This window comes from Bifidobacterium simiarum, assembly GCF_002802905.1.
Classification (GTDB): domain Bacteria; phylum Actinomycetota; class Actinomycetes; order Actinomycetales; family Bifidobacteriaceae; genus Galliscardovia; species Galliscardovia simiarum.
Window position 1 is genome coordinate 234,471 of record NZ_PEBK01000004.1, and the last position, 20,630, is coordinate 255,100.

Annotated in this window: 16 protein-coding genes; 12 read left to right on the forward strand and 4 right to left on the reverse strand. The window is 62.9% G+C overall.

Annotation, left to right across the window (positions count from 1 at the left end; all coding sequences use genetic code 11):
• Window positions 1–19: 19 nt before the first annotated feature.
• From CSQ87_RS05460 to CSQ87_RS05485, 6 genes are all read left to right on the forward strand, one after another.
• Window positions 20–901: an alpha/beta fold hydrolase gene (locus CSQ87_RS05460; RefSeq protein WP_243388839.1), complete on the forward strand. Its 882-nt coding sequence runs from the start codon at window positions 20–22 to the stop codon at window positions 899–901.
• 360 nt (window positions 902–1,261) lie between these two features.
• Window positions 1,262–2,368, forward strand: coding sequence for an NAD(+) diphosphatase (gene nudC / locus CSQ87_RS05465; RefSeq protein WP_100512864.1), 1,107 nt, complete (start codon window positions 1,262–1,264; stop codon window positions 2,366–2,368).
• Between the two features lie 250 nt (window positions 2,369–2,618).
• Complete coding sequence (locus CSQ87_RS05470) at window positions 2,619–4,178, forward strand: L,D-transpeptidase (RefSeq protein ID WP_100512865.1); 1,560 nt, start codon at window positions 2,619–2,621, stop codon at window positions 4,176–4,178.
• 389 nt (window positions 4,179–4,567) lie between these two features.
• Window positions 4,568–4,990 carry a glycine cleavage system protein GcvH gene (gcvH, locus tag CSQ87_RS05475; protein ID WP_100512866.1) on the forward strand — a complete coding sequence of 141 codons (423 nt, stop codon included), beginning with the start codon at window positions 4,568–4,570 and terminating at the stop codon, window positions 4,988–4,990.
• On the forward strand, window positions 4,983–6,257 hold the full coding sequence (locus CSQ87_RS05480; RefSeq protein WP_100512867.1) for an App1 family protein: 1,275 nt from the start codon (window positions 4,983–4,985) through the stop codon (window positions 6,255–6,257). The genes gcvH and CSQ87_RS05480 overlap by 8 nt, the downstream gene beginning before the upstream one ends.
• Before the next feature lie 202 nt (window positions 6,258–6,459).
• Entirely contained in the window at window positions 6,460–8,955 is a 2,496-nt protein-coding gene (locus tag CSQ87_RS05485; RefSeq protein WP_100512868.1) for a S9 family peptidase, read from the forward strand.
• 80 nt (window positions 8,956–9,035) lie between these two features.
• On the opposite strand, the gene CSQ87_RS05490 is transcribed toward CSQ87_RS05485, so the two are convergent.
• Together CSQ87_RS05490 and CSQ87_RS05495 are read right to left on the reverse strand one after the other, a co-directional pair.
• Window positions 9,036–9,260 (reverse strand): hypothetical protein, encoded by a 225-nt coding sequence (locus CSQ87_RS05490; protein ID WP_100512869.1) that lies wholly within the window; start codon window positions 9,258–9,260, stop codon window positions 9,036–9,038.
• Between the two features lie 97 nt (window positions 9,261–9,357).
• A complete protein-coding gene (locus tag CSQ87_RS05495) occupies window positions 9,358–9,657 on the reverse strand; it encodes a hypothetical protein (RefSeq protein WP_100512870.1) in 300 nt (99 codons plus the stop codon).
• Window positions 9,658–9,882: 225 nt separating this feature from the next.
• On the opposite strand from CSQ87_RS05495, the gene CSQ87_RS05500 reads away from it, so the two are divergent.
• Window positions 9,883–10,923, forward strand: a complete 1,041-nt coding sequence (locus CSQ87_RS05500) for a 3-isopropylmalate dehydrogenase (RefSeq protein WP_100512871.1) — start codon at window positions 9,883–9,885, stop codon at window positions 10,921–10,923.
• A 167-nt stretch (window positions 10,924–11,090) separates the two neighbouring features.
• On the opposite strand, the gene CSQ87_RS05505 is transcribed toward CSQ87_RS05500, so the two are convergent.
• Window positions 11,091–12,128 carry a LacI family DNA-binding transcriptional regulator gene (locus tag CSQ87_RS05505; RefSeq protein WP_100512872.1) on the reverse strand — a complete coding sequence of 346 codons (1,038 nt, stop codon included), beginning with the start codon at window positions 12,126–12,128 and terminating at the stop codon, window positions 11,091–11,093.
• Window positions 12,129–12,413: 285 nt separating this feature from the next.
• On the opposite strand from CSQ87_RS05505, the gene CSQ87_RS05510 reads away from it, so the two are divergent.
• The 5 genes from CSQ87_RS05510 (at window position 12,414) to CSQ87_RS05530 (ending at window position 19,385) form a co-directional block, all read left to right on the forward strand.
• Window positions 12,414–13,889: a glycoside-pentoside-hexuronide (GPH):cation symporter gene (locus CSQ87_RS05510; protein ID WP_100512873.1), complete on the forward strand. Its 1,476-nt coding sequence runs from the start codon at window positions 12,414–12,416 to the stop codon at window positions 13,887–13,889.
• A gap of 3 nt (window positions 13,890–13,892) precedes the next feature.
• A complete protein-coding gene (locus tag CSQ87_RS05515; RefSeq protein WP_100512874.1) occupies window positions 13,893–15,485 on the forward strand; it encodes a glycoside hydrolase family 43 protein in 1,593 nt (530 codons plus the stop codon).
• A gap of 211 nt (window positions 15,486–15,696) precedes the next feature.
• Window positions 15,697–16,545 carry a TM2 domain-containing protein gene (locus CSQ87_RS05520; protein ID WP_243388840.1) on the forward strand — a complete coding sequence of 283 codons (849 nt, stop codon included), beginning with the start codon at window positions 15,697–15,699 and terminating at the stop codon, window positions 16,543–16,545.
• A gap of 140 nt (window positions 16,546–16,685) precedes the next feature.
• Window positions 16,686–18,134, forward strand: a complete 1,449-nt coding sequence (locus CSQ87_RS05525) for a lipoate--protein ligase family protein (RefSeq protein WP_133122352.1) — start codon at window positions 16,686–16,688, stop codon at window positions 18,132–18,134.
• Between the two features lie 96 nt (window positions 18,135–18,230).
• Window positions 18,231–19,385, forward strand: a complete 1,155-nt coding sequence (locus tag CSQ87_RS05530; protein WP_100512876.1) for a quinone-dependent dihydroorotate dehydrogenase — start codon at window positions 18,231–18,233, stop codon at window positions 19,383–19,385.
• Between the two features lie 13 nt (window positions 19,386–19,398).
• Here CSQ87_RS05530 and CSQ87_RS05535 read toward each other — a convergent pair whose 3' ends face one another.
• Window positions 19,399–20,505 (reverse strand): NADH:flavin oxidoreductase/NADH oxidase, encoded by a 1,107-nt coding sequence (locus CSQ87_RS05535; protein ID WP_100512877.1) that lies wholly within the window; start codon window positions 20,503–20,505, stop codon window positions 19,399–19,401.
• Between the last annotated feature and the right edge of the window lie 125 nt (window positions 20,506–20,630).

A 20,630-nucleotide genomic window follows, 5' to 3' on the forward strand; every position in this document is an offset into this window, starting at 1 on the left:
ATCGTAAGGAGAACACGCCATGACCGAACAGACCGAACTGTTCATGACCATTGCGCAGACCACGTATCGCCAGGGAGACCCCTCCACGGTCCCGGTGGTGCTCGTCCACGCGTTTCCGGTGGATCATCGCATCTGGGACGAATGCGCCGACCGTCTGATCGACTGCTCGGCCGGCGACGGCGATCCGGCCTTCGGCGTCTACGCGCTCGAAATGCCCGGCGCCGGTGAGTGCCCGGTGCCGACCGCCGAACAGACCGGTCCGGTGGCCGAGGACGGCGCGTACCCCGAGGCCATGACCCGTATGGCCGAGTCGTATGCCGCGGCCCTGCGCAAGGCCGGATTCGACAAGGCCGTGTGGGTGGGCATCTCGATGGGCGGATACCTGATCCTCGAACTGCACCGACTGCACCCGGAGATGTTCGCCGGCATCATGTTGTGCGACACCAAGGCCGGGGGAGACGCCCCCGCCACCCGGGCCAATCGCGTGGCCATCGCCGAGGAGTGCGAGAGGCACGACACCGTGGACCCGGTCATGCATTTCGCCGAGCCGCACGACGGAGACTCCGTGTGGAAGCGGTCCGACGAGGCCGTGGCGCTGTTCTCCGGATGGATCCGCAGTCAGGATCCGCGCGGCGTGGCATGGCGTGAGCGGATGGCCGCGGCCCGACCGGACGAAACCGATCAGCTGGCGAAGATCACCGTGCCGGCCGGCATCGTCTCCGGCACGCTCGATCCCTCCAGCGCTCCGGATCGTATGCGGCCGATCGCCGAGCAGATGACCGGCACCGACTGCGCGTTCACCGTGATCGAGGACGCCGGCCACTTCACCTGCGTCGAGAAGCCCGACGAGGTGGCCCGCGCGATCCTCGACCTGTGGCGACGCGCGGCGGCGGCCGACTGACGCACTGCCAGCTGGCGCATTGTTGACTGATGTATTGTCCGGTCCCTCATCCGACCGACTTCGTCGGCCACCTTCAAGTAAGGGAGGAAGGCTTTCAGCCAACGTTCCGTCTGCTTGCCTGTCGGCAAGCCTTCGCCTACAAACGGCACTGCCGTTTGTTTAACGGCTCAGCCCAAGGGGAAGGCTTGATAGGAGTCTTTTTCCTTGGCTTCCCCTTGAGGGGAAGCTGTCAGCGTAGCTGACTGATGAGGTGACTGCTGACGAGGTGACCCCTGACGGAGATGCCCCGCCCATAATCCTCACAAATCCTCACATCTCCACTGTCCACGAACATCCATCTCGGAAAGCGCACCAACTATCGTGAATACCTTCTCACCACTGGCCCTGACCCGCACGCTGCCGTTCCTGCCGCTCGCGCAGGGCACCATCGACTATGAGGTGGCCCGTCGCGGCGAGGACGGGCTCATCGAATCCGTGCTCACCGAGCCGACGACCCGCGTGTTGCTGATCTCCAACGGCAACATCGCCGTCCCCAAGGGGCAGGGTGCGCTGGTCGACTACGACGCCGGCCGCATGCGTCCCGCGCTGCTGCCCGGCGACTACGTGCTCGGGGAACTGGCCGCCCGTCGTGGTTCGGCGTCCGGCCTCGTGCCGATCTTCCTCGGCTCCGAGCGGGCAGGCGAGGCGTCCGCGGCACGGCCCGTGCACTACGTGGCGCTGGACATCACCCGCGCGGTCCCGTCCGTACCGGATTCCGCCACCGTCGCCGCCGATCACGGCTTCGATCCGGACTCCGACGATGCCGCTGCCGCCGCGGCCGGCAATCTGATCGCCCAGGCGGCCAAACGGTTCGACTGGGTGGATCTGCGCGGATTCGCCCCGCACGTCTCCGCCCGTGACGCGGGACTGGCCACCAGCGCGGTCACCGTGTCGATCTGGCATAACCGTCAGCGGTTCTGCCCCTGCTGCGGGGCTCCCGTGGAACCGGCTCTGGGCGGCTGGGCCCAGCGTTGCACCAGCGATGCCGACGGCCGCCGCATTCTCTTCCCGCGCATCGAACCGGCCGTGATCACCGCGATCGTCGACGGGCATGACCGTCTGCTGCTGCAGCACAACGCCGCGTGGCGGGGCAATCTCTACTCGGTGTCCGCCGGATTCGTGGAGGCCGGCGAGAACCTGGAGCACGCGGCCCGGCGCGAGGCGCTGGAGGAGACCGGCATCCGGCTGGGCGAGGTGCGCTACCTCGGTTCGCAGCCGTGGCCGTTCCCCGCCTCGCTGATGATGGCGTTCAAGGCCCAGGCGCTCTCCACCGAGATCCACGTCGACCATGAGGAGACCGCCGACGCCCAGTGGTTCACCCGCGACGAATTCACTTCGGCCATGATCTCCGGCCGCATCGGCGTGCCCGGCAAGGCCACGATCGCCCGGTACATGATCGAGGAGTGGTACGGCCAGCCGCTGTCCTGATCGGCTGATCGGCCCGGTACGGATCCTGAACGGTATCCGGATGATCGCCGGACGTTCGTTGGGTGGTTACCGGGCGGTTGCCGAACCCCCTTGTCTGTGCGGGGTCTGTGCGGGGCCGACGATTTTGTGGAATTCGCCACATTGCCGTTCGATGGGGGTGAACGTTACGGGAAAGTCCGCGTTCACTGACCACTTGGTCGCGTATAGTTGGTGGAGTTGACCGCGATAGAACCGGGGAAAGCACAAGACAATGGACCAGAACAACAGCTATAACGCCAACTTCGCCGCAGACAATGCGGAGACCATCGCGATGGCGCCTCTGAACATGGAGGAGATGCCCGCACCGCGTGGCAGCCGCAGCCATGTCGCGAAGAGGAAGCCGGTGGCGCTGATCGTGGCGCTGTCGCTGCTCGCTCTCGTGATCGCGCTGTTCGCGGGGTATGTGATCGGCGGCCAGTACTACTTCAAGGACAAGGCCGCGCCGGGCGTCACCTTCGGCGGCGTATCGGTGGCCGGACAGACCGCCGACGAACTCAAGGCCACCGTGAACGACGCCGTGGCCGCCTCCGCCGTGCAGGTGTCCCTCAAGGGCGGCGACGCCACCAAGGCCAGCCTCAAGGACCTCGGCGTGAGCGTCGACGTGAACAAGACCGTGAGCAACCTGCTCAGCGCGAAGAAGGACAACGCCTTCGCCAAGGTCAACCCGTTCCAGAAGACCTCCGTGCCGATGGTGACCAGCACCGACAAGCTCGCGATGAGCACCTATCTTTCCGACACCCTGATCGGCGAGGACGCCCGCGTGGTCAACGCCTCCGTGAACTACGACACCGCGTCCCAGCAGTTCACCGTGTCGTCCAGTCGCGCCGGTGAGTCGCCCAAGCTCGACACCGTGACCGCGCGCGTGGCCGAGCTGGCCGCCAACCCGGGCACCACGCTCAGGGCCACCGTGGACACGCAGACCGAGAACGCGCCGATCAGCGACGAGACCGCCGGCACCACCGCCACCGAGGCCAACAAGCGACTGGCCAGCCAGATCGTGATCTCCAACGGCGACACCAAGCAGTTCACCATTCCCTCCAGCCAGATCGCCCAGTGGATCAAGATCACCGGCGACCCGGCCAAGGGCACGCTGACGCTCTCCTATGACGAGAACGCCATCAACACCTACCTTTCCGGCACGCTCTCCAAGGAGCTCAACCAGAAGTCCGTGGCCGAGCAGAACGTCGTGAACTCGCAGGGCACCGTGCTTGCCGTCGAGGTCGAGGGCGTCAATGGCGTCGAGGTGGCCAGCGACACCAGCAGCACCGCCAAGCAGGTGACTGAGGCCCTGAAGAACGGCTCCTCCGGCGAGATCAAGGCCGATGCGAAGATCATCAAGTACGAGACGAAGTCCCGCACCGTGCGCTACGACGTGCCGAACGGCGACCCGCACGCGGTGATCAACCTCAGCGAGCAGAAGGTCTACGCCTACAAGGGCACCACGCTGGTCAACACCTTCCTGATGTCGTCCGGCAAGCCCAGCACCCCCACCGACAACGGCACCTTCTACGTGCACACCAAGTACACGTCGCAGACCATGCGCGGTGAGGACTACGTCACGCCGAACGTGCCGTGGGTCACCTACTACAACGGCGGCGAGGGATTCCACGGCGCCCCGTGGAACACCGACGGCATCGCCAAGGGCGAGCCGCGCTCCCACGGCTGCACCAACATGAACGTGAGCGACGCGAAGTGGATCTACGACTTCCTGCCGCTCGGCGCCCAGGTCGAGGTGGTAGGCAGCACCCCCTCCTCGGCAGTCCGTGGCTGAACCCGTTAAGAAAACGCCAGAGGCGTTTTTAGGACTCAGGCGAGCCGACAGGCGAGCTTAAAAAAAACGAGCCGACAGGATTTCACCGAGTAATGGACGGCAGAGCCGTTCATCGGTGAAATGCGAGCCGACAGGCGAGCGAAGGCCCGAAGCCCGGATATGGGCTTCCCCCTCCGGGGGAAGCTGTCGGCGCTAGCCGACTGATGAGGGGTTTCGAGCGAAGCTTCGTCGTCACCTCATCCGACCGGCTGTCGCCGTCCACCTTCCCCTCAAGGGGAAGGCAAGGTCATCTCTCAAACGCTCCCTTGGTCTTCGGACCGGGGAGCGTTTTGTTTGCCGGGACTTCGCTCTGAGAGTCTCGGACGATGGCCGCGGGTAGGCTAGGAGTCATGAGTGACGAACTGAGTGAATTTTCGCCCGAGGACGCCGGTAAGAACATCGACATCCCGGATCATCTGAGCTACACGGCGGACCACGTCTGGGTCGACGACTCCGTGGATCCGCTGGTCATCGGCATCACCGAGTACGCCACCGAGCAGCTGGGTGAGATCGTCTTCGTGGAGTTCCCCGAGGTCGGGTCCCAGGTGGAGGCCGGCGACGAGATCGCGCAGCTGGAATCCTCCAAGGTGGTCTCCCCGCTGGTCAGCCCGGTGTCCGGCACCGTGAAGTACGTGAACCGCGAGGCCTACGACGATCCCTCCGTGATCGACAACGATCCGTATGGCGAGGGATGGCTGATCAAGATCGAGGCCGACGACGACGCCCCCGATCTGCTGACCGCCGAGGAATACGCCAAGGTCGCCCATGACTGATCTCCACCTGCGTCCCCTGCATATGCTGCACACGCCCGCCACGCCGCTGCAGGATACGCCGTCGGTGAACGAGACCCCCACCAACGCGCACGGCGAGGAGCTGATCCCCGCCCAGCACGCCACCACCACCTTCGATGCGGCCAGCAAGCACGAGCGGATCTCGGCCCAGCCGTTCCGCGTCCGTGCGATGCGCCACACGGTGCTCGGCGCGTTCGGCGTGTGGACGAAGGTCTCCAACGTCATCGCCCGTCAGCTGCTCGGATGGTTCCCGCGTGTCGAGCCGTACATCGGCTACGGCACCGGCTCCTACTCCCGTCTGATCTGCCGTACGGTCTACGCGCCGGCTACGCGCACCGCCGGCATGATCATGCGTGGCATCCGCGCCCTGCTCATGGTCCCCGCCGCGCATACGCAGGTGAAGATCAGCATCGACTCCACGCCGCTGGTCACCGTGCAGGTGGGCGATTCCGCCTCCTACGATGCGGTGGACGCACACCCCGATCTCAGCAGCAAGTACGCGGTCTCCGATACGCAGGGATACCTTGATCTGGTGGCCGAGCGCGAGCTCGAGCCTGGCAAGCACGACGTGAGCTACGCGGTCGCCCATCGCGAGCCGGTGCACTCCACGCTGTACACGATCCCCGCCGACGCGAAGGTGGGCATCATCTCCGACGTGGACGACACGATCATGGTCACGCAGGCGCCGATCCTGTGGCGTGCGGCCTACAATCTGCTCTTCCTCAACCCGCGCAAGCGGCTGAGCGTGCCGTCGATGTCGGTGTTCTACTCCAAACTGCAGGAGCAGTTCCCCGACGCGCCGTTCTTCTATCTCTCCACCTCCCCGTGGAACGTGGAGGGGTCGATCCGCCACTGCATCGAATACCACGGCTTCCCCGAGGGGCCGCTGCTGCTGCGCGATCTCGATCCGCGGCCGAAGACGTTCATCCAGTCCGGCGTGCAGCACAAGCTGGAGTTCGTGGAGCAGCTGATGGCCGACTTCCCGCAGATGAAGTTCATCCTGCTCGGCGATGACGGTCAGAAGGATCCGACCACCTACGCGACGATCGCCCGCCGGTACGAGGGGCGCGTGCTCGCGATCGGCATCCGTCAGCTCAATCCGGGCGAAAGCGGCATCCCGCTGCAGAAGATGGCCGGGGTCACGGCCACCCAGCCCGCGCCGGCCCTCGACGTACCGGTGTTCTACGGCACCACGGGCAAGAACCTGATGAAGACGATGCTGCCGTACCTGCAGAGTCTGCACGACTGATCGTCTGTACTACTGATTGATCGTCTGCCCGATTGATCGGCTACCCGGCCGGTTTTTGGGATCGGTCTTTGGGGTCGGTCACTGGGATCGGTCACTGGGCCGATTATTCCGCCCCTTGGCGAAAAGCGTCGAAAAGGCGGGGCGGTACGCCCATCCCGTACGAAAGCGTGCGATACTGAATCGTATGACTTCTTCGGACTATATGGGAGACCCCGCCTTCGACGACGTTGCGGGACTCAAGCCGCCTTACGCGGTCAAGGAACCGAGCCAGCGCAAGGCGCAGGGAGATGTGTTCGACGACCCGTACGAGTGGATGCGGGACAAGGAATCCGAGCGGACTCAGGACTACGTGGCCGCTCAGAATGAATACTGCGAGCGGCGTATGGCCGGTCTCAAGACGTTGCGCGGCACGCTGTTCGAGGAGATCAAGTCGCGTATTCAGCAGACCGACATGTCGGTGCCGACCCGCATGAACGACTACTGGTATTTCACGCGTACCGAGGAGGGCAAGCAGTACGGCATCCAGTGTCGTGTGCCGGTACGCGACGCGGACGACTGGGATCCGCCCACCATCAACGCGAACGGTCTGCTGGGCGACGGTCAGACCGAGGAGACGGTGTTCGACTGCAACGTGGAGTCCGAAGGCCATGACTTCTTCAGCATCGGCGGCCTTGATCTCAGCCACGACGGGCGGTATCTCGCCTACAGCGTGGACACGGCCGGCAACGAGCGCTACGACCTGAAGATCCGCGATCTGAAGACGGGGGAGGACTTCCCCGAAACGATCCATGAGATCGCCGGCGGCGGATGTATCACGCCGGACGGCCAGTGGGTGTTCTACACCCGCGTGGACGAGGCATGGCGCCCGTACTGCGTGTGGCGGCACCGCGTCGGCACCTCGCCCGACGAGGACGTGGAGGTATACCGCGATCCCGACGACCGCTTCTGGGTTGGCGTGGGCACCTCGTTCGACGAGCAGCACATCATCATCGAATCCAGTTCCAAGACCACCTCCGAAGTGCTGATGCTGCCGGTGGAGACCCCGGAGGGCGAATTCCATCCGTTCATCGAACGTCAGCCCGGCGTGGAGTACGACGTGAGCTTCGCCCGTTTCGAGGATGAGCGCGGCGACATCCCGGTGGCGCTGGTGATCCACAACGTCACCAACCCGAACTTCGAGATCGATGTGATCGACATGCGCCTGCACAAGCCTCCGTACAAGCTCGGCGAAGGCATGTGCGTGGCGCAGGGCAGCCCGGCCGGATGCGAGCCGCCGCGCGGGGTCACGCCGTCGCCGGCCACCAGGGCCACGTTCTACCAGTCCGTGGGCACGATCTGCTCCAACCCGCGCAATCCCGCGGTGCTGCAGGACGTGCAGGGCCTGCGCATCGAGGGCATCGCCATGTACAAGCACTTCGTGGCGCTGTCGTACCGGGCCAACAGCCTGCCGCATCTGGCCGTAATGCCCAAGGTGCAGGCCAAGGAGGACTTCCTCGCCAACCGCCAGTGGGGCTTCGGCGAGATCCTGCCGCGCGTGGACGGCAAGCTGTATTCGATCGGCATGAGCGGCAACCCGTCGTATGACGCGCCGCGTATGCGCTACACCACCGTGAGCTACACGCAGCCGGGCGAGCTGCACGAATACGATCCGGAAACCGACGAGGACGTGCTGCTCAAGCGCTCCACCGTGCTGGGCGACTACGATCCGGCCGACTACGCCGAGAAGCGGCTGTGGGTGCGTGTGCGCGACGGCGAGCATGTGCCCGTCTCGCTGGTGTGGCGACGCGGCACGGTGCCGGCGCTGGAGGGCGCGGCCGAGGGCCTGACCAGCGAGGTGATCGAGGTGCCGCGCGAGCTGACCCTCTCACTGGAGGACTCCGCCTACAGCCAGCCGGTGCGTTCGATGGAAAGCGTGGACGACGAGCAGAAGCTCGAGCGGATCCACTCCAAGCCGCTGCGCTCCATGTTCATCACCGGCTATGGCGCCTACGAGATCAGCTCCGATCCGAGCTTCTCGGTGCCGAGGCTCAGCCTGCTCGACCGCGGCGTGCTGTACGCGGTGCCGCATGTGCGCGGCGGTGGCGAAATGGGCCGCGCCTGGTACGAGCAGGGACGCAAGCTGCACAAGATGAACACGTTCATCGACTTCGTGGACGCCACGGCCGCCCTGCAGCGCGCCGGATACGCCGATCCGCGGCACACCGTGGCCAACGGCGGCTCGGCCGGTGGCCTGCTCATGGGCGTGATCGCGAACATGGCCCCGCAGCTGTATGCGGGCATCGAGGCCGACGTGCCGTTCGTCGACGCGCTCACCTCGATCCTCGACACCTCCCTGCCGCTCACCGTCACCGAGTGGGACGAGTGGGGCGATCCTCTGCACAACTCGACCGTGTACCGCTATATGAAGGAGTACTCGCCGTACGAGAACGTGATGAGCGCCGACGAGCGCGAGCAGACGTTCGGCACCCGGCACTTCCCGGCCATGTTCATCACCACGTCGATGAACGACACGCGCGTGCTGTACGTGGAGCCGCTCAAGTGGCTGGCCAAGCTGCAGGAGCCGGAAACCGAGGCGGACGCCATCGCGAAGATCGAGGTGGAGGCGGGCCACGGCGGCGTCTCCGGCCGATACAAGCGCTGGCAGGAGATCGCCTACGAAAACGCCTGGTGCCTGGCCGCCATGGGCATCGAGGACTGAGCTGGTATCCGTCCGAGTTCAGTGAGTTCCGAGCTTATCGTCGGCTGAGACGCATGCGCTGTCGATTGAGACGCATGCGCTCAGCCGCGATGCACCCATTGGGGGTGTTCGGAGAGAAATCGTTGCCATTGTTCCGGCATGGGCATGTTCTTCGGCCAGTTCTCCGGATACAGTGTGGTGCGTCCTTCTCGGAAAAGCTCTCCGTTCTCGAGCATCGTCTCCCAATGCTCCATCATGTCCTCGGAGATCACTGTCGGCTGATCGGCATGGGAGGCCGGCGACTTATGTGCTGTGACGTCTGTCATATGTGGCTCCTTCCTCGTTTGCTCCTCCGTCTGGGCATTGCTTTCGGTTGCCCAGTTCATGGGGCATCTGTCGGCGTGGATGATGGGTGAACGCTCGTCATGGAAACCCGAATTCGTGCCGGAAATGCGTCGTCGCGATGTTCGAGTGATACAGCACTCGCAGGGGGTTTCCCATGCTGTCGGTGTAGGCGGCGGCATCATAGGCCACCATCTCGATCATTCTACCGTCGTCATCGAATCCTATCGCCATGATCTGCCGGGGATTCGTCGATACGCGCAGATGATTGCCGATCTGATGATTCCATGCATGCACCACCGATTGAGGTTCGACATGGGCGGCCCGACCAGTGACGATACGTTTGTGCAATGCGAAATTCGGACTGATGTCGTTGCTCATTGCAGGGCTCCTTCCCCTGTCGGATTTCAGCGGATGGTATTCAGCCTAAGAAGTTCGAGATTCCATGCCAATGGTGATCGGACAATGTGGTCGAATGTGGATGTTTCCTGAAATGACAACGCTGGCGGTGATGTGGATATCCGTTTCGCCATCCACAGCGTCCGGTCTGTCCATAACGCGGAACGGGGTGGGTTGATTTGGACGTATCCACCTACCCTGTTGGGTATGGCAAATGACATCAAGACATTGAACCTCGCGGTCATTCCCGGCGACGGCATCGGCAAGGAAGTCACGCCGGTCGCCCAGGCCGTGCTGGAAAAGGCCTCCGAAGGCGTGATCAACTTCAACTACACCAACTTCGAGCTGGGCGCCGAGCGCTACCTGCGCGACGGCTCGATCCTGCCCGACGACGAGCTGGAGGAGATCAAGAAGCAGGACGCCATCCTGCTCGGCGCCGTCGGCGACCCGCGCATCAAGGCCGGCATTCTGGAGCGCGGCCTGCTGCTCAAGCTCCGCTTCGCGCTCGACCAGTACATCAACCTGCGTCCGACCAAGCTGTACAAGGGCGTCACCTCGCCGCTCGCGAACCCCGGCGACATCGACTTCGTCGTCGTGCGTGAAGGCACCGAGGGCCTGTACTGTGGCGCCGGCGGCGCTGTGCGCGTCGGCACGCCGAACGAAGTGGCCACCGAGGTCTCCATCAACACCGCCTACGGCGTGGAGCGCGTGGTGCGCTACGCCTTCCAGCTGGCCATGAAGCGCAAGAAGCACGTCACGCTCGTGCACAAGAAGAACGTGCTCGTCAACGCCGGCGACATGTGGCAGCGCATCGTCGACAAGGTCGGCGAGGAGTACCCGGAGGTCACGCACGACTACCTGCACATCGACGCGACCACCATCTTCCTGGTCTCCAACCCGAGCCGCTTCGATGTGATCCTCACCGACAACCTCTTCGGCGACATCATCACCGACGAGGCCGGTGCCGTGGTCGGTGGCGTAGGCTATTCCGCCTCCGGCTGCATCAACGCCAGCAACGAATACCCGTCGATGTTCGAGCCGATCCACGGATCCGCCCCCGACATCGCCGGCAAGGGCATCGCCAACCCGACGGCCGCCGTGCTGTCCACCGCCATGCTGCTGCGTCACTTCGGCTACGACGAGATCGCCGAGCGCATCGACGCCGCGGTCGAAGCCGACATCGAGGAGCTCGGCTCCACCCAGCGCAGCACCGAGCAGGTCGGCAACGACATCCTCGCCCGCCTGTAATCGCCGCGATCCAGGCCGGACTGCCGCCTGATCGCCGCCCACCCGGCCATCTGGCCTCGTCGGGCGCCCAGCCTCCCCAACAGGGCCGGAACCGCCATCACACGGTTCCGGCCCTTGGCATATTCATGGCGTTTCGGCGATGGGCGGGGGTGGGGTAACCGAAAAAACTAGTCCCGAGGTTTCGACGTACTGTCTCGGATCACCAATGAAGTGGGAAAAATCATCGTTTCCTGAACTTGATGACCTTCTCGGCGATCGAGAATCATCCGTACCGCGCTTGCGGCCATGTCCTCAAGAGGCTGTCGGACGGTGGTGAGTGCCGGTCCCATATACGAGGCGGTCTGGATGTCGTCGAAACCAACCACGGAAAGATCCTCTGGGATACGCAGACCACACAGTCGCGCAGCGTCGTATACGCCCATGGCCTGCAGATCGTTGCCTGCGACGATGGCGGTTGGTTGGTTCGACGATCTGCCGGCAAGCAGCGACAATGCCTGCTCCCTGCCGGAATCCACCTGATATATGCCTTTTCGGATCAGCGAATCGTCAACAGGAATGCCTGCTTCGGTCAGTGCAGCACGGTAGCCATCAAATCGGGATGCCGAACACATCGCGGTATCGGGACCGGTGATGATGCCGATTCGTCGATGTCCCAGTTCGATGAGGTGACGGGTGGCGAACAAGCTGCCCGACCAATTATCCGCGCGGATCGACAATGTGTCGTTGGAAGGGTTTCCCCAAGGATCAAGGAACACGCAGGGTATGCCGCGCGAAGCCAGCCGTTTGGACACTGAAGGCGAAGGGACGGCGAACAGAATGATGACGCCCATTGGTCGACGTTCCAGCACCTCGCTCATCCATGAATCCGCCAGTTCGTCCTCGTCCTCCACCTTGGTGATTACGATGCTGATGCCATGCTGGCGTGACGCCTCCTCGGCTCCGCGAAGCAGATCGAGTAGCCAAATATTGTCCAGATGACGCACCACGAGTTCGATGAGTTTTGTCGGAGGCTGGGAAGCATTGGATTTGAGGTATCCGCTCCGTTCCAGCAACATCTCGATGGTAGAACGTGTCTCTTCGGAGACTCCGGGGCGGCCGTTGAGTACCTTTGATACCGTTGCCGTGGAAACATTTACCTGTCGAGCGATATCGGAAAGCGTAATCTTGCGCTTTGCCGGTTCGCCGTGTTCGGATTCCTTTGCCATGATTTCCCTGCCGCAGTGTCGATTTCTCTGTCGTATTTGGTATCGCAGCCGTTTCGACGGCCGATGACGACACCCCTATATCCTAGCGTTTGCTAAAAACCACACAAGTTGTGAGAAACGATCGTCTTCCTCCGTGCGACACGTTAAGTGTTTTGAATTGACAAACGGTCGGTGGATGGTAATCTTACGTTTAGAAACAACGAAAAGTTTCTTAAAAATATCAGTTAAAAACGAAAAGATACTTAAACGACGAAGTTTATCGTTACTGATCGGAAAGAGGCAGTCATGCAATCAACGGCACAGACATCGTCCGGCTCACATATCAGGCCCATAGGCAGCATCGGAGTCGGGGAGAAGATCGGCTTCGGTCTGGGCGATTTTGCTTGCAATCTTATCTATGCCAGCCTGTCCACCTATCTGTTGTTCTTCTACACAAACGTGTTTGGCCTTTCCGCGGCGGCGGCCTCGCTGCTGTTTTTCGTCGTTCGTATCGTGGATGCCGTCACGGATCCGTTCCTCGGATTCATGATCGATAAGGTCGACACGCGCTGGGGCAAGTATCGCCCATTCCTGTTGTTCGGCGCGATCCCGTTCGCGGTGCTCGCCGTGCTGTGCTTTACCGTGCCGAGCTTCGGCGGCGTTGGCAAGCTGGTTTACGCCTATGTGACTTATATTCTGTTGTCCATCTGCTATACCAGCGTCAATGTGCCGTATGGCAGCCTCACTGCTGCTATGACCAACGATCAGCAGGAATCCGTGAGCCTGACCACTTTCCGTACCTTCCTTGCCAATATCGGACAGGTGGTCGTGGCATTCTTCGTGCCGTTCCTCTCCGATTGGCTTACCGAAAGTTTCGGCGCCGCTACTGGCTGGCAGCTCACGATGATCGTGATGGGTACGCTCGGAGGTCTGCTGCTGTGGGGCTGCTTCGCCACCACGCACGAGCGTGTGAAGGTTCCTGCCTCGCACACCCGCATTCAGGTAAAGGATGTGTTCGAGCAGCTTGCCAACAACCGTCCGCTTGTCGTGCTGTGCGTGTTCTTCTTCGTCATCTACGGAGTCAAGTCCATTGTCAGCTCCACTGGCATCTACTACGTCACCTACTATGTGGGCCGCCCCGATCTGGTCAAGTGGTATTCGCTGGCCGGTACGTTGCCCGCCCTGCTGTTCATTCCTGCAATTCCATGGCTGGCTCATCGTCTGAGCAAATTCCAGCTCATCATTCTTTCCATTTCAGCCGATATCATCGGTATGGCGGGCCTGTTTCTCGCCCGTCCGAACTGGATCGTATGGATCTTTGTGTTCCGTGGCATCGCTTCCATCGGCAACGGCATGATCTCTGCCTATATGTGGGCGCTGATCCCCGAGTGTGTGGAATACGGCGAATACAAGACCAACAAGCGCATGAGCGGCGTGATCTACGCCATCGTCGGATTCGTGTTCAAATGTGGCAACGCACTCGGTGGCATGATCCCCGGACTGATTCTCGGGGCAACGGGCTATGTGGCCAACGCCACACAGACCGATACGGCACTGCATGGCATCGTGATTGCCACCACCGTGGTGCCGATCATCATCTATTTCATCGCCATCTTCTCCATGAAGTTCTACAACCTCGACAAGGAGACCTACGCCCGCATCTCCGCCGAACTCAAGGAGCGCAACGCGGCTGAGATGGAGCGTGAGGCGCAGGCGGAGCGTGAGGCATCCCTGATGGGTTCCGCCGCCGATGAATCCGACGTCACCAAGGAAGAGAGGTGAGTCATGGCCTCCTCGATCATTCATAATCCGGTGCTCCCCGGATTCAATCCTGATCCGGTGATCTTCCGTGATGATAAGTGCTACCACATCATCGTCTCGACCTTTGAGTGGTTGCCTGGCTTGCGTATCTATTCCTCAGACGACTTGGTCAGCTGGCGCTATGAAACCTCGGTGCTTTCCGAGCCCGGCATGGTCGAGCTACGTGGCAATCCCACCTGCTGCTCGATCTGGGGGCCGTATGCCGCCTATCACAACGGCCGGTACTATGTGGTCTACACCAATGTGAACTCCACGAAGGTGCCTTACAAGGACTGCGACAACTACATCGTCACCGCGGAACGGCTCGAGGGACCATGGAGCGATCCGGTATACGTCAACAGTTCCGGATTCGATCCTTCGCTGTTTTTCGACGATGACGGCAAGGCATATTTCCTCAACGAAATCTGGGATTACCGACTCGGCACGCATAACAAGTCGGCAGGTGTGGTGATGCAGCGTATCGATCCCGAAACACTCGCGTTGATTGGCGAGCCGAAGGTGATCTTCCGCGGTACCGACGCCCGCAAGACCGAGGCCCCTCAGATCGTCAAGCGCAGCGGATATTACTATCTGCTTACCGCAGAGGGCGGTACTGAGGCAGGTCATCAGGAAACCGTGGCACGCAGTAGGAATATCTGGGGGCCGTATGAGGTAGATCCAGATACCCCGCTGATTACGGCGGCCGACGACCGGTCCCTGCCTCTGCAGTGTGCCGGACACGCCTCTTTGGTGAGGACCGATGGTGACGAATGGTACATGGCGTATCTGTGCACCCGTCCGTTCCCGGACGGTGACGAGTTTTCCATTCTCGGACGGGAGACCGCGATCCAGCGTGTGGAATGGACCGATAACGGTTGGCTACGATTGTCAGGCGGAGGACATCACCCGTCATTGACCGCGACGGGTCCGCGTCTAACGGTGCCGGACCATGCTGCGGGAGTCGACTGTGATTATGTCACTGCCAACTTGGGATTCTCCGATCCGTTGACTGGCTCTCGGTTGGACCCTGAACGTTGGAACACGTTGAGGCAGTTTCCCGACTCGTCATGGCTTGACCTTACTTCCGAGGGAATGGTTATCCGAGGAGGTCAGTCGCCGCAATCCGCCTTCGATCAGCATCTGGTGGCCACACGTCAGACGGCTTTCGACTGTGACGCTTCAGTGACCATGCAGTACACGCCGCGGAACTACATGCAACTTGCCGGTATGACGCTATATCTGGATACCGCCAACTACGTGTTGTTCATGATTACCGCGGGCGACGATGGCTGTCCATACGCAGTGCTGCAACGTTCGGTACGCGGTCAGTTCGAACAGATCGCCTCTGTGCCAGTTTCCGACAGCGGTAGCTACCGGTTCAATATCCGACTTTCCGGTCCTTCGGCGGAGTTCGTCGTGAACGACGGCCAGTCCAGCCAGACGCTGGCCGAGTCCGATATCGCCTTCCTTTCCGGAGGGTATACGGGCAACTTCATCGGACTGGATACGATCGATATGGGCAGGCGTAATGCCAGCGAAGCGGTGTTCACTGATTTTTCATATCGGGTGAGCGCCTGATCGCTACGTGGCCTGATCCATACGATCATCGATCAGACGAGCGGAGATCCTCCTTCCTTCATCTCCGCTCGTCTCCTTTTTACGTTTTCATCCATGCCTTGTGTGCGATGTGTTTGTCGGTACGTTGGCATGGCGCCCTCCCACGGCCCCTCGAACGGCGAAATCCAACAGGAATCACGCGGTTGTTGAAGCGCTCGGGTAACGTGGAGGCATGACCAACAATGAGCCCCAGAAGTATAGTGAGACTCCGAACCGCGTTCCGGGGGAGGATGCGAACCGGTCCGATCAATCGTTGAACCATGATTCCATGCCGCTGCAGCAGCCGTCGTTCCAGCAGCCGGAACAGCCGCAGCAGCCCACCTATTCGCAGTCGGCGCAGGACGCCTTCCTTGAGGCCGAGCAGGCCGCGGCCCAGTACACCGGCACCGAACCGCAGTTCGGGGCGGGTGCCGTGCCGAATCAGCATGGCCCGTCCGCCCAAGGACCGCAGTCACCGTATAGCAGCCCGTACGACAGCCCGTACGGCAGCGCCCACGGCCAGCCGCAGAATCCGCCGTCATACGGTCAGGCCTACGGCCAATCCCAGTCGTCCTACGGCCAGCAGTACGGCCAGTCCGGTGCCGGTGTCGGTACCGGTACCGGTGACCGTGACGCAGCAGACAATCCCTACGCCCAGAATCCATACGGGCAGAACCCCTATGGGCAGAACGGGTACGCCCAGAACGGATACCAGCAGTTCCCGCCATACGGCCAGTCCCAGTATGGTCAACCCCAGTACGGCCAGCCGCAGTACGCCTACGGCTACGGCCTAAGCTCGAAATCGAAGATCGCGGCCGGTCTGCTCGGCATCTTCCTCGGCTGCTTCGGCGTCCACAATTTCTACCTCGGCAACACCGGCAAAGCGCTGGCCCAGCTGCTGCTGACGGTAGTCGGCTGGATCGTGGTGATCGGCCCGGCCGTTGCCGGACTGTGGGGACTGGTCGAAGGCATCCTGATCATCGCCTCCAAGCCGGGTTCGCCGTGGCACCGGGACGCCAACGGATACGAGCTGCAGGACTGAGACAGGAAGGGGCCGGTTCGGCTGGTCGACCGATTGGTCGGTCGGTTGATCGATCGGGCAGCTGGTCGACCGATCGGCTGGTCGTCCGATCGGGCAATCGACACGATGGTCGAACGCATGACGATCGAATAGGGGGTATCGTGATCGGCAGGGGATTGTGCAAGACGCCGCGCGGCAAGCTCGTGGCGGTGACCGTGCGAATCGAAGGAGACGGGACCGGTCCGGACCGTATCGTCGAGGCCCGTCTTGACGGTGATTTTCTCATCGACCTGACCGGTGCCGACCGTGTGGTCGAGACCAACGGCATTGTCGGGCCCGACAGCGAGACCAAGGCGGACAGTGTGACCGGGACTGATATGGACCTGATCGCGGATCTTGGTCACGCCATCGTCGGCGACACCGATGCCGATGGGACTGGTCCCGGCCGGCCCGTCCCCGTCGATTCGGACCGTCTGCGGGCCGATCTGCTCGCGGCCGTGGGCCGTCATCCCCACGCCGAGCTGGTCGGTGTGACGGTCGGGGCGATCGTCGACGCCGTCAACCGTGCGGTTACCGATGTTCGGATCCAGTCGAGGGCGGAGAGCGATCCGCGGGCCTCATATGTGGCCGATGCCCCTTCCGCGTCGTTCGATCAGCCGGACCAATCATCGTCAGACCAGTCAGATCAGCCGGACCGGTCCGATCAGATCAATCAATCGGATCGACCAGACCCGATCGGTCAGACGGTCTTCGTCGAACCCCATGATCTGCCCGACGATCTCTCCGATGATCTGACTAATCCGCGCTGGCGCTCGCTTCGCCCGCAGATCATGATTGACGCCGAACCGTACATGCCCGCCATGCAGATGGCGCTGGATCAGGCGATCGCCGAAGCCGTCGCCGCGGGCCTGATGCCGCCGACCCTGCGTCTGTGGCGATGGGGCGGACCGGCCGTCGTGATCGGCGCCTATCAATCGGTCAGCAACGAGGTCGATGAGCGTGCGGCCTCCGAAGCCGGATTCGCCGTGGTCCGTCGTGTGACCGGCGGCGGCGCCATGTTCGTCCGTCCGGCCGACACCATCACCTACTCCCTGTACGCTCCCGCCGGGTTCGTCGATGGCCTCGACGCCGCCGCCTCCTACCGGCTGTGCGATGCCTGGGCGTTCGGTGCCCTGCGCTCGTTGGGCATTCCCGCGGTCGCCCAGCCGCTCAACGACATCGCCATGCCCGACGGCGGCAAGATCGGCGGTGCCGCTCAGAGGCGCTTCCCCGCACCCCGTGGTCAGCATGGCCCCGGCTGCGTGCTGCACCATGTCACCATGGCGTACGATATCGACGCCGAACACATGGTGCGGATTCTGCGCATCTCGAAGGAGAAGCTCGTCGACAAGGCCGTGACGTCGGCGAAGAAGCGGGTGGAGCCGCTACGCACCCGCACCGGACTGAGCCGGGACGAGGTGGTCGAGGCCATGCGCCGGTATGCGCTCGCCAACATCGAGGGAGCCCGCGCCGCCGGGACCGCCGATCTGCCCGAGTCGGTGATCGTCCGGGCCCGTACTCTGGCCGCCGAACGGTTCTCGAACCCCGAATGGACCCATCGAATCGGCTGATTGTTTGGTTTTTGGTCATTCCAAGCTTGAACGACCGAAAGAACCGGTCTTTACGCTTGGGTTGACCAAAAACTGGTCCGTGCAAGAATGGGACGTATGAGTTACGTGTCGCAATCACCGGTTCGCAATACCGTCAACAAGGTCGCCGTCGACCTGTTCAAGTTCGGCTACAAGAACGTGGCCAAGAAAGCCTTCTTCGCCATGCCGCCGGACGAGGCCCATGATGCCATGATCAAGGGATGCCACGCCTTCGGCCAGATCCCGCCGATCATGTGGGCCCTGCGCCAGACCCTCGACTACACCGATCCCGTGCTGGAGACCGAGGCGCTCGGCCTGCGGTTCGCCAACCCGTTCGGTCTTTCCGCCGGCCTCGACAAGGACTGCATGCTGCCCAAGGTGCTCGACGCCGCCGGCTTCGGCTTCGAGACCGTGGGCTCCACCACCTCCCGACCGTGCGCCGGCAACCCGCGCCCGTGGTTCCACCGTCTGCCCGAATACGGGTCGATGATGGTGCACGCCGGTCTCGCCAACGACGGTTCCGAGAAGGTGATCGCCCGCGCCGAGAAGGCCTACACCACCACGAAGTCGATGCGCGTGTCGGTGTCGATCGCCCGTACCAACGACCGGCTCGCCGGCGACATCGACGAAGGCATCGAGGACTACCGCATCTCCTTCGAACGGGCGGCGAACCGCACCGACATGATCGAGGTCAACATCTCCTGCCCGAACACCATGGCGGGCGAGCCGTTCAACACCGATCCGAAGAATCTGGACCGGCTGTTCACCGCGCTGGACGAGGTGCCGCGCAGCCAGCCGGTATTGGTGAAGATGCCGCTGAACAAGACATGGCCGCAGTTCCGAGCACTGCTCGAGGTGCTTGCCGAGCACAACGTGCAGGGCGTGAGCATCGCGAACCTGCAGAAGGACCGCACCGGCATGCCCGACATTCCGGCCGACTGGGCCGGCGGCCTGTCCGGTCTGCCCTGCCAGCAGGCCAGCAACGAGATGATCGCCCGCACCTACGCGGAGTTCGGCGACCGGTTCACGATCGCCGGCATCGGCGGCGTGTTCACCCCGCAGCAGGCGTACGACAAGATCCGGTCCGGCGCTTCGCTGGTGATGTTCATTTCGTCGCTGATGTACGTGGGACCGCAGAACATCGCCACGCTGAAGCGCGGACTGGCAGATCTGCTGCGCGAGGACGGGTTCGACCACGTCGCCGAGGCGGTCGGCGTGGACGTGCGCAGCTGACGGTTCGGTTGGATCAGTAGGCGCCGCGCACGTACGACGGCGGGTAGCCGGCCTCCTGCGCGTTCAGTCCCAGCTTGTAGGCGGCGCGCAGCGGCCAGTACGGGTTGCGCAGGGCGGCCCGGCCGATCTCCACGGCATCGGCCTCGCCCTTGCGCACGATCTTGTTGGCCTGCTTGGCCTTGGTGATCAGGCCGACCGCGATGGTGCGCACGCCGGCGCGCTTGCGGATCTCGGACGAGAACGGCACCTGATAGCTCGGTTCCACGGGAATCGTGACGGCGGGCACGATGCCTCCGGTGGAGACATCGACCAGATCGACGCCGTGATCACGCAGCACGCGGGCGGTTTCGACGCTCTGATCGAGATCCCAGCCGCCGGCCGCCCAATCGGTGGCGGAGATGCGCACCAGTACGGGCAGCTCGTCGGGCCAGACGCTGCGCACCGCGTCGACCACTTCGACCAGCAGACGCATACGGCCGGTGAGATCGCCGCCGTACTCGTCGGTACGTTCGTTGGTGAGCGGATCGAGGAATTCGCTGAGCAGGTAGCCGTGCGCGGCGTGGATCTCCACGACCTGGAATCCGGCGCGCAGCGCACGCTCGGCGGCGGCGCGGAACTGGTCGACGATGCCGTGGATCTCATCCACGCTCAGTTCGCGCGGAGTGGCGAGATCACCGAAGGCGATGGGGGAGGGGGCCACGGTCTGCCATCCGCCGGCCTCGGCGGGCACAGTCTGGCCCTCATAGCCGACGATGTGCGATCCGGTGGAACCCTTACGGCCGGAATGGTTGAGCTGGATGCCCGCCGCGGCACCCGCCGCGCGGATGTCGCTGACGATCCAACGCCATGCCTCGACCTGATCGTCGTTCCACAGTCCGACGTCATTGGGCGAGATGCGTCCCTCCGGGCTGACGGCGGTGGCCTCGGCGATCACCAGACCGAATCCGCCCAGCGCGCGGGACACATAGTGCTGGTAGTGGAACGGCGTGGGCTTGCCGTCCTGCGCCGGCACCGCGTACATGTCCATCGGCGGCAGCCAGATGCGGTTGCGGATCTCCAGATTGCGAAGGGTGATCGGATCGAACAGACCGACCTTGGTTTTCTCGACGTTCTTTGCCATTGGCCCTCCTTAGGCGTTCTCATTCGCGGGTGGATATGAGAACAGGCGTAGGGTTGTTCATCCCCTACGCCTGTTCTATCACAAGCCGTCGGCCCGTCGGCCCGGTCGATGCCCTGCGACCGGGC